We start from the raw sequence: 8,915 nt of genomic DNA, 5'->3' as shown, positions 1-8,915 counted from the left end.
CCAGCAACATACTCCATTGCAAGATACTGTTGACCGTCTTCCTCACCAATATCTGTTATCCGAACGATATGAGGATGGTCTAGATCTGCCATAGCTCTCGCTTCACGCTGAAAACGAGCTACAGCTATCGGGTCCGTCTGGTAGTTAGTCCTCAGGACCTTCACTGCCACTTCTTCTCCGTCTAGAATTAAATCCTTGGCCAAATAGACATCTGCCATGCCTCCTCGGCCAATTTGTTTCACAATCCGATAGCGTCCGGCAAAAATCTTGCCGATTTGGATCATTCTGCTTCCTCCTCGTTCATAGAAACAAGGGCAACCGTAATGTTGTCTAAACCTCCTGCATTGTTAGCAAAACGCACAAGCGTCGCTGTTTTATCTGCCAAAGGAATATCACTGGTTACAATATCACAAATCTCACTGCCTGAAATCATGTTGGTCAAACCATCACTATTGAGCAAGAGATAGTCACCTAGCTCAAGGGTAATCATTCCGAAATCAGGCTGAACTTCATCTTTTTGACCGATAGACTGGGTAATGATATTTTTCTGTGGATGGCTGGCTGCTTCTTCTGGTGTCAATTGACCTGCCTTGAGCAATTCATTGACCAAGGAATGATCGCTCGTTAACTGGTGGTATTCTTCTCCACGAATCAAACCGATACGAGAATCTCCAATGTGGGCATAGATAGCCTGATTGCCAATAATAGCAACAGCCTCAAGAGTTGTTCCCATTCCTTTATAGGCATCATCTTGTCCAAGTTGATGAATCTTTTGATTTTCAATTTCTAGGTAATTGGCGAACCATTCACGCACTTCATTGACTGTATCGATCTGGGTGTCAACCCAAGCTATACCTAGGTCTGTTACCGCCATTTCACTAGCGATATTCCCTGCGCGATGACCTCCCATCCCATCAGCTAAAATAATCATAGTACGTCCAGCTCTATTGACATAGTGGTTGACATAGTCTTGGTTATTTGTTCGTTTCTGACCAACATCTGTTAATAATGAAATTTCCATGTGTCAGTTCCTTCCTAATCCGATATCTTGCGAAATTGACTGATGAAGAATCCATCACTTCCATACAATTCAGGTGTAATGAGGATACAGCCGTCTTTCATGATATCCTTACATTCATGTTCTAGTTTTACCTGCTCGAACTCAGGATGACTTTCTAAAAACGCCTCAACGACTTGAAAATTCTCCTCTGAGACAATAGTACAGGTACTATAAGTTATTATACCACCTTTGCCTAGTGTTTGACAAACACTACCTAATATTTCGAGCTGAATTTCCTGTAAGGACGCGAAATCTGCCGTTTCTTTATTGTATTTGATATCTGGTTTTCGGCGCAAAAGACCGATTCCTGAACAGGGAGCATCCACCAAAATCTTATCAAATGAATTCTGCCCAAAAAACTCATGCACCTTTCTGGCATCCAATTTTTGCGTTTGAACCCGATCTGCAACTCCCAGACGTTGAGCATTTTCTTGAATCAAGTCCAACTTATGGTCATACAAGTCCAGAGCAGTAACCTGACCTGTCGTAAGATAAGAGGCAATATGGGCTGTTTTCCCGCCAGGAGCGGCACAGGCATCTAGAACCTTCTCATTACCTTGTAAATCCAGAGTGGGAGCAACCAGCTGACTGGACTCGTCTTGGATAGTAATGGTTCCATCCGCAAACAAATCATGACCTGCAAAATGCCCTTGCTCCTTAACCAGACCAGAAGGAGACAAGGATGAATCACTAGCCTCCAACAAGGCTTTGATTTCCTCTTTTCGACTTAAATCAGTCACTCGGATGCTGGCCTTGTTGCGCACCAAAAGACTTTCAAAAATAGCTTGCGCTCGCTCTTCTCCATATTCTTCCTTAAGTTTAGACACGAGCCAAACTGGGAGAGAATAGGCAACGGAATCACGTTTGTTTTTTCGTTTGATGCTGGCAATATCTGGCCAGCCTTCACGTAGAATACGACGAAGGACGGCGTTGACCAATTTTTCACTGCCCTTTTTACGGATTTTGGCTAATTCCACCGCTTCATTAACCACAGCATGGTCTGGAATCTTATCAAGATAATGGAGTTGGTAGGCACTCATGAGAAGCAGGACATAGAGCCAGCTGTCTAACTGGTCTCTGTTTTCGATAAAGTGGGACAGATACCATTCCAGAGTCAGTTTACGGGTTACCGTCCCATAGACCAGCTCGGTCACTAAGCCCTTATCTGCTGCTGAAAGTTGGCTTCCCTTGAGATGCTTATTTAAGGCGATATTTGAGTATGCTTGATTGATAAAAACATCCTCTAATACTGCTAGGGCTAGACTTCTAGCCGTTTCTACTTTAGTCACCAAATCGTTCTCCTACTGTCAATGTACGTCCAACTCCGTTGAGGAAGGAAGCAATGTCCATCTTAGGTTTACCAGCTGGCTGCACTTGTTTGAGGGATAGAGCCCCTTCTGCCGTTGCGACAATCAATTCTTTCTTGCCGATAGAGAGAATCTCACCTGGATTTCCCTGACCTTCTACAGCTAGAGCTTCATAAATCTTAAAGCGGTCTCCCTTGAGGAAAGTATGGGCAACAGGCCAGGGGTTCATCCCACGGATTTGGTTAAAGAGTTGACGATTGCTTTTATTCCAGTCCAACTTTTCTTCCTCTGGCTTAATATTTGGCGAGAAAGTAACCTGACTCGGATCCTGCGGTTCAGGTTTGATTCCCCCAGCAATGTAGGCAGACAAAGTGTCCAAAAGCAAATCACGACCAACTAGCGCCAATTTTTCAAACAAGGTGCCAACATTGTCCTCATCTGTGATAGGAATACTGCGACGAGAAATCATATCTCCTGCATCCATTTCCTTAACCATTTCCATGATGGTCACACCAGCTTCCTCATCCCCTTGAATCAAGGCATAATGGATAGGCGCACCACCACGGTGTTTAGGAAGGAGGGAGGCGTGAACATTGACCGCAAAGTCCATGCTATCAAGGAGTTTACTTGGGAGAAACTGGCCAAAAGCAGCAGTCACAATTCCATCTGCTCCTAGCTGCATAATAGCTTCCATCTCTGGACTTCCAGATAATTTTTCAGGTTGGTAGATAGGAAGTCCTGCTTCCTTGGCAGCCTGCTTGACTGGGGTTTCTTGAATAACTTTTTTACGGCCGACGGCACGGTCTGGTTGGGTCACAACGGCTAGAATCTCATAGCGGTCATCTGTCAAAAGTCCTTTTAAGACGGTTGCTGAAAAATCGGGGGTCCCCATAAAAATTAATTTTGTCATATCTTCTCTTTCTTATAAAAATTGCTGTGGCTCATGGTCAATGCTGAGACGGAGCTCACTATTTTCCCGTTCTTGAGTCAAGGCCAGAACCTGATTTAGAGTCGGCCCCAGCTCATCTTCTAAACGGTATTTAATTAAAATCTGGTAATGATAGAGGTTGTGGGTACGGGCGATGGGTTTGGGCGTCGGTCCCAGAATGTGACTGGTCTCTGACAAACCTGACCGCAAAATATTCATGACTTCATAAGCACGTTTGACAACCTCTTCTTCTTTCTTATGAGAAAGGGTAATGCCAATCGTAAAATAGTAAGGTGGATAACCAAGTTGTCGTCTGATTCCCATTTCATAGGCATAAAAGCCTTCGTAATCCTGATCCTTGGCAAATCGAATAGCGTAGTGCTGAGGATTGTAAGACTGAATCAAGACCTGCCCAGCTTTTTCAGCACGTCCTGCCCGACCTGCCACCTGAGTCAAAAGTTGGAAGGTTCTCTCAGAAGAACGGAAATCAGGCAAATTCAAAGCCGTATCCGCATTGAGCACCCCGACCAAGGTCACATTGGGAAAATCCAATCCCTTGGCAATCATCTGAGTTCCAAGCAAAATATCCGCCTCTCCTCGTCCAAACTGATCAAGCAGAGCTTGATGGCTACCTTTCTTACGAGTCGTATCCACATCCATGCGCAGAATGCGAGCCTGGGGAAAGAGTTCTGCCAGCTCGTCATAAGCCTTCTGAGTTCCTGTCCCATAGTAACGAATGCTGCGGCTCTTACAGTTAGGACAGACCTGAGGAATGTCCTTCGAAAAACCACAATAATGGCAGTTCATGGTCTTGGTATCCATGTGCAAGGTCAAGGAAATGTCACAGTTAGGACAAGTATCCACCGTCCCACACTCCCGACACATGACAAAGCTAGAATAGCCACGGCGATTGAGCATGAGAACTACCTGCTCTTTTTTAGAAAGACAATCTTGGATAGCCTCTAGCAAAGGAGACGTAAAGTTTGACGTCTCATTTTGTCCGATATAGTCTCGAAAATCTATCACTTGAACCTCAGGGATGGTGGCTAAAGGATTGGCTCGCTGGTTCAGACGTAAGTGTTGATAGACGCCTTTGCCAGCACGCGCACGGCTTTCCAGACTAGGAGTTGCTGAACCAAGCACCAGAGCTGCTTGATTATACTGAGCCCGTAAAATGGCCACCTCTCTGGCATGGTAACGGGGATTACTGTCCTGCTTATAAGTCGCTTCATGCTCTTCATCGATAATCATGACACCTAGATTTTTCAGCGGAGCAAAGATGGCAGATCTGGCACCAACCACAACTTGGGCATCTCCACGCTCAACCTTGCGCCATTCATCATACTTTTCACCATTGGAAAGACCTGAATGAAGAATGGCCACCTTGTCCCCAAAACGTGCTATAAAACGCTCCGTCATCTGAGGAGTCAGGGAAATCTCAGGTACCAGCAAAATAGCTGTCTTACCCTTGTCCAAGGACCCTTGAATAATCTGCAAGTAAACCTCTGTCTTCCCACTTCCTGTAATCCCTTGAAGGAGGAAGGGAGGCTGATGACTGCCAATAGCACTGACAACCGCATCACGCACCTGCCTTTGCTCTGGATTCAACTCCAAAGGCTGACTTGCTTCAATGCCTTCAAAATAAGCAGCCGAGCGTTGAACTTCCTTTTGGACTATGGTCACAGCACCTTGTTCGACAAAGAAGTTGACTTGCTCCCGTGAATAGAACTCTAGCAAACTAGCCAAGGAAGCACTCTCTGGATGTGACAGTAAATAGTCTCTCAATTCCAACTTTTTCTTGGCACGTGCAGAAATCTCTACACCTTCTAACTGAACAAGGTCAACCTCATACCAAGACTGGGTCTTGACCTTCTTTTGATCGACTGCCTGATACTCCAAACCAAGCAGGCCTTTTCTAGTCAAACGCATCATTTCAGCTTGCTTAGCTAAATCCAGAGAAGAAAAGGCAAGCGATTCCTCTGAACCAAACAAGCGCTCTCGGTCTTCCTGACTCAGACCTGCCAGAGGATAGAGAATCTTGTCATAGCTGGAGTTCAGAAATCCTGGAAGCATGGCCTTGAGGATAGAGATTTTGTAGGAGAAGACTGACTTGCGTAACTCCTCAGCCAGCCAGAGTTGTTCTTGCGTGAGAACAGGAGAAAAATCCAGCACCTCAGCAATATCTTTTAAATCTTGCTCCATCTCTTCCTCATCTGGTTGGGACTCCAAACCAAGAACAATCCCTTGAATCAGGCGATTGCCCTTACCAAAAGGCACATGAACCCGCATTCCAACTTCCAGCATTCCCTCAAACTCCTCAGGAATCCTGTAACTATAGGGCTGGTCCGTCTGCATCAAGGGCACATCTACGATAATCTTGGCTATAGCCATCTTCTCACCTCCTCCTTGTCAGTATATTCTTGCAATAGAAAAAATAAGATTGAGTCCCCCCAACCTTAAATTTTTTCACCATCTTCTTTTTCTTTAGCGATTTGCTCTTTGATTTTCTTTTCTTCTTCTTCTTTACGACGTTTTTCTTCTTCGATACGGCGACGCACTGCTTCACGTTTTCCTTCTGGATCTGGGTGAATTGTAACGTTTCCTGATTCGATTTCTTCTAAAGCGCGAAGAGTTGATTTTTCAGATTTGAAACCTTGAGTTGCTGGCGCACCTGCTTCCAATTCGTGGGCACGTTTTGCTTCCAAGATTACGAGTGAATATTTTGAAGGAACCTTGTCGAGCAAGGTATCAATAGAGGGTTTTAACATCATTTGCTTGTACCTATTTTCTAAATTTTATCGAGTAGTTGGAGATTTTGGTAACATCTCCTGATAGTGACCAATGACACGATCCACACGGAAGTGTTCTGCTTCGATCACACGTTTGACACGCTCAGCAGCTAGGGGCACCTGATCGTTGACAATCGCATAATCATACTCACGCATGAGAGCAATTTCTTCCTTGGCTTTTTCGATTCGTTGGGCAATCACTTCTGCACTATCTGTTCCACGACCTACCAAGCGGTCTTGTAATTCATCCAAATCTGGTGGTGTCAGGAAGATAAAGACAGCATCTGGAACCTTTTTCTTGACCTGAAGAGCACCCTGAACTTCAATTTCAAGGAAAACATCGATTCCCTTGTCCAAGGTTTCATTGACATAGGTCAGAGGAGTTCCATAGTAGTTGCCGACATATTCTGCGTATTCCAACATCTGTCCTTGACGAATCAGCTCTTCAAACTCTTCACGAGTACGGAAGAAATAGTCAACACCGTCCACTTCTCCAGGACGTTGTGCGCGTGTCGTCATCGATACAGAGTATTGAAATTGGTTTTCAGAACTCTCAAAAATCTCTCTTCTAACCGTTCCTTTTCCAACCCCTGAAGGACCAGAAAAAACGATTAGTAAGCCTCGGTCTGCCATTGTGTCTCCTTTTAGTCAGTCTGTAAAAATAAAATAAAATTTCCCTTCAGATAGTAGCAGTTTGCGCAAACTATCCTTCTACAGTCTTTCTATCTAGTGTAACAAAAAAGCAGTAATTTTTCAACTGCTCTTTCTTATTTATTTAGCATAATCTACTGCACGAAGCTCGCGAATCACGGTTACCTTGATATTTCCTGGGTAATCGAGATTGTTTTCAATTTTCTCACGAACTTTATGAGCCAAGATTGTGACTTTGTCGTCCTTGATTTGTCCTGGATTGACCATGATGCGAATTTCACGTCCTGCTTGAAGGGCAAAGCTAGTTTGTACTCCTTCAAAGCCGTTAGCAATTTCTTCCAAATCATGAAGACGCTTGATGTAGCTTTCAAGAGACTCACTACGAGCACCTGGACGAGCTGCACTCAAGGCATCTGCCGCAGCAACGATCACTGCAATCACGCTCTCAGCTTCAACATCACCGTGGTGACTAGCAATCGTATTGACCACAACTGGATGTTCCTTGTACTTACGGGCCAATTCCATACCGATTTCAACATGGCTACCTTCAACCTCACGGTCAATGGCTTTCCCGATATCGTGAAGGAATCCAGCACGACGGGCAAGAGCCGCATTTTCACCAAGCTCGCTAGCCATAATACCAGCCAACTTAGCAACCTCAATCGAATGACGCAAGACATTTTGTCCATATGAAGTACGGAACTGCAAGCGACCCATGATTTTCATCAAGTCTGGATGAAGGTTTGGCGCACCAATCTCATAGGCTGCTGCCTCACCGTATTCACGGATCTTATTGTCAATCTCTTGACGGTTTTTCTCAACCAACTCTTCGATACGAGCTGGGTGGATACGACCATCTTTGAGCAACATTTCCATAGTCATACGAGCAATCTCACGACGAATCGGATCAAATCCTGACAAGGTCACCACTTCTGGCGTATCGTCGATAATGACATCAACCCCTGTCAAACTTTCAAAGGTACGAATGTTACGACCTTCACGACCAATAATGCGTCCCTTCATAGTATCATCTGGCAGATGAACCGTTGAGTTTGTTGACTCTGCTACATATTCACCAGCAATACGTTGCATAGCTTGAACCAGAATGTCCTTGGCCATTTTGTCAGAACGTTCCTTGACCTCTTGCTCAGCTTCACGAATACGGCTAGCAATCTCCTTGGTCAAGTTCTCCTCTGTCTGAGCCAAGATAATATCTCGTGCTTCTGCCTGAGACAGAGCACCAATACGCTCTAGTTCTGCTTCTTTTTGTCTTTCGACTTCCTCTAATTGCTCTTCACGCGCATCAAGGTTTTTCGCTCTATCAGAAATACTTTGTTCTTTTTGTTCAAGTGTTTGTTCTTTACTCGTCAAATTGTCGTCCTTACGGTCGAGGCTAGTTGCTCTCTCTGTCAAACGACTTTCGATTTGTTTGAGTTCTTGACGTTCTGATTTGAATTCAGCGTCCACTTCTTCACGGTATTTTCTGGCTTCTTCTTTGGCCTCCAATAGTGCTTCTTTTTTAAGAGACTTGCTTTCACGTTTAGCTTCATTAACAAGTAAATCCGCTTCACGCTCAGCTTGTCCACGTAAATTAGTTGCTTCTTGTTCAGCATTTAAAAGCATCAACTCTGCAGCTTCCTGAGATGATTTCATCTTAGCTGAGATGCTGACATATCCAATGACTAAACCAATGATGACGGCAAAAACAGCAATCGCAAGCGACATGATCTCCATGTTTTTACCTCATTTTATTGTTATTCCGAATGACATACATTCTTTTACATTCTACCATAAAAAAGTGATTTTCACAAACCTAAAATAGAATATGTTTTGAGGAATGTGGAACGTATTCGCTAAAATAAACTTATTATTTAGAAATAGCAGTTTAGTAGAGACTTGAGAAAAATCCTACATTTCAGTAGACTTAGTAATGATCTTTGAAAGACAAGAAAGCCACGCTATCTCCATCCATCATATAAATCAAGCGATTTTCTGCATCAATACGACGTGACCATGCTCCTTGGTAGTCATACTTGAGTGGTTCTGGTTTACCAATTCCTGTAAATGGATCGCGTTGAATATCCTTGATTAGTTTATTGATTCTTTTTAACGTTTTCTTATCCTGAGTTTGCCAGTAGCAATAATCTTCCCAGGCATCTTCTGTAAACTTGAGCAGCATT

9 protein-coding genes are annotated in these 8,915 nt (G+C 44.0%); all 9 read right to left on the bottom strand.

The annotated features are described in order from the left end of the window. Positions 1-284, bottom strand: a 284-nt coding sequence (locus RWO85_RS04955) for a protein kinase domain-containing protein (protein WP_314414397.1), incomplete at its 3' end; no start/stop codon positions are given. Beyond that, positions 281-1,021 (bottom strand): Stp1/IreP family PP2C-type Ser/Thr phosphatase, encoded by a 741-nt coding sequence (locus tag RWO85_RS04950; RefSeq protein WP_314414395.1) that lies wholly within the window; start codon positions 1,019-1,021, stop codon positions 281-283. The genes RWO85_RS04950 and RWO85_RS04955, both read right to left, overlap by 4 nt. A gap of 14 nt (positions 1,022-1,035) precedes the next feature. Beyond that, the gene (gene rsmB, locus RWO85_RS04945) at positions 1,036-2,349 is read right to left on the bottom strand and encodes a 16S rRNA (cytosine(967)-C(5))-methyltransferase RsmB (protein WP_314414394.1); all 1,314 of its coding nucleotides are present in this window, start codon (positions 2,347-2,349) and stop codon (positions 1,036-1,038) included. Beyond that, the gene (gene fmt / locus RWO85_RS04940) at positions 2,342-3,277 is read right to left on the bottom strand and encodes a methionyl-tRNA formyltransferase (RefSeq protein WP_314414392.1); all 936 of its coding nucleotides are present in this window, start codon (positions 3,275-3,277) and stop codon (positions 2,342-2,344) included. Before fmt ends, rsmB begins: the two co-directional genes overlap by 8 nt. A gap of 12 nt (positions 3,278-3,289) precedes the next feature. Next, on the bottom strand, positions 3,290-5,686 hold the full coding sequence (locus RWO85_RS04935) for a primosomal protein N' (RefSeq protein WP_314414388.1): 2,397 nt from the start codon (positions 5,684-5,686) through the stop codon (positions 3,290-3,292). A gap of 65 nt (positions 5,687-5,751) precedes the next feature. Then, the gene (gene rpoZ / locus RWO85_RS04930; protein ID WP_000979235.1) at positions 5,752-6,066 is read right to left on the bottom strand and encodes a DNA-directed RNA polymerase subunit omega; all 315 of its coding nucleotides are present in this window, start codon (positions 6,064-6,066) and stop codon (positions 5,752-5,754) included. 24 nt (positions 6,067-6,090) lie between these two features. Next, positions 6,091-6,717, bottom strand: a complete 627-nt coding sequence (gene gmk, locus RWO85_RS04925; RefSeq protein ID WP_000775041.1) for a guanylate kinase — start codon at positions 6,715-6,717, stop codon at positions 6,091-6,093. A 138-nt stretch (positions 6,718-6,855) separates the two neighbouring features. Then, a complete protein-coding gene (locus tag RWO85_RS04920; protein WP_000404936.1) occupies positions 6,856-8,469 on the bottom strand; it encodes a ribonuclease Y in 1,614 nt (537 codons plus the stop codon). A gap of 190 nt (positions 8,470-8,659) precedes the next feature. After that, positions 8,660-8,914: a Txe/YoeB family addiction module toxin gene (locus RWO85_RS04915; RefSeq protein WP_314414386.1), complete on the bottom strand. Its 255-nt coding sequence runs from the start codon at positions 8,912-8,914 to the stop codon at positions 8,660-8,662. Position 8,915 lies beyond the last annotated feature (1 nt).

It is taken from the genome of uncultured Streptococcus sp. (assembly GCF_963521865.1).
Lineage (GTDB): Bacteria > Bacillota > Bacilli > Lactobacillales > Streptococcaceae > Streptococcus.
This window is presented reverse-complemented; position numbering and strand designations above follow the sequence as displayed.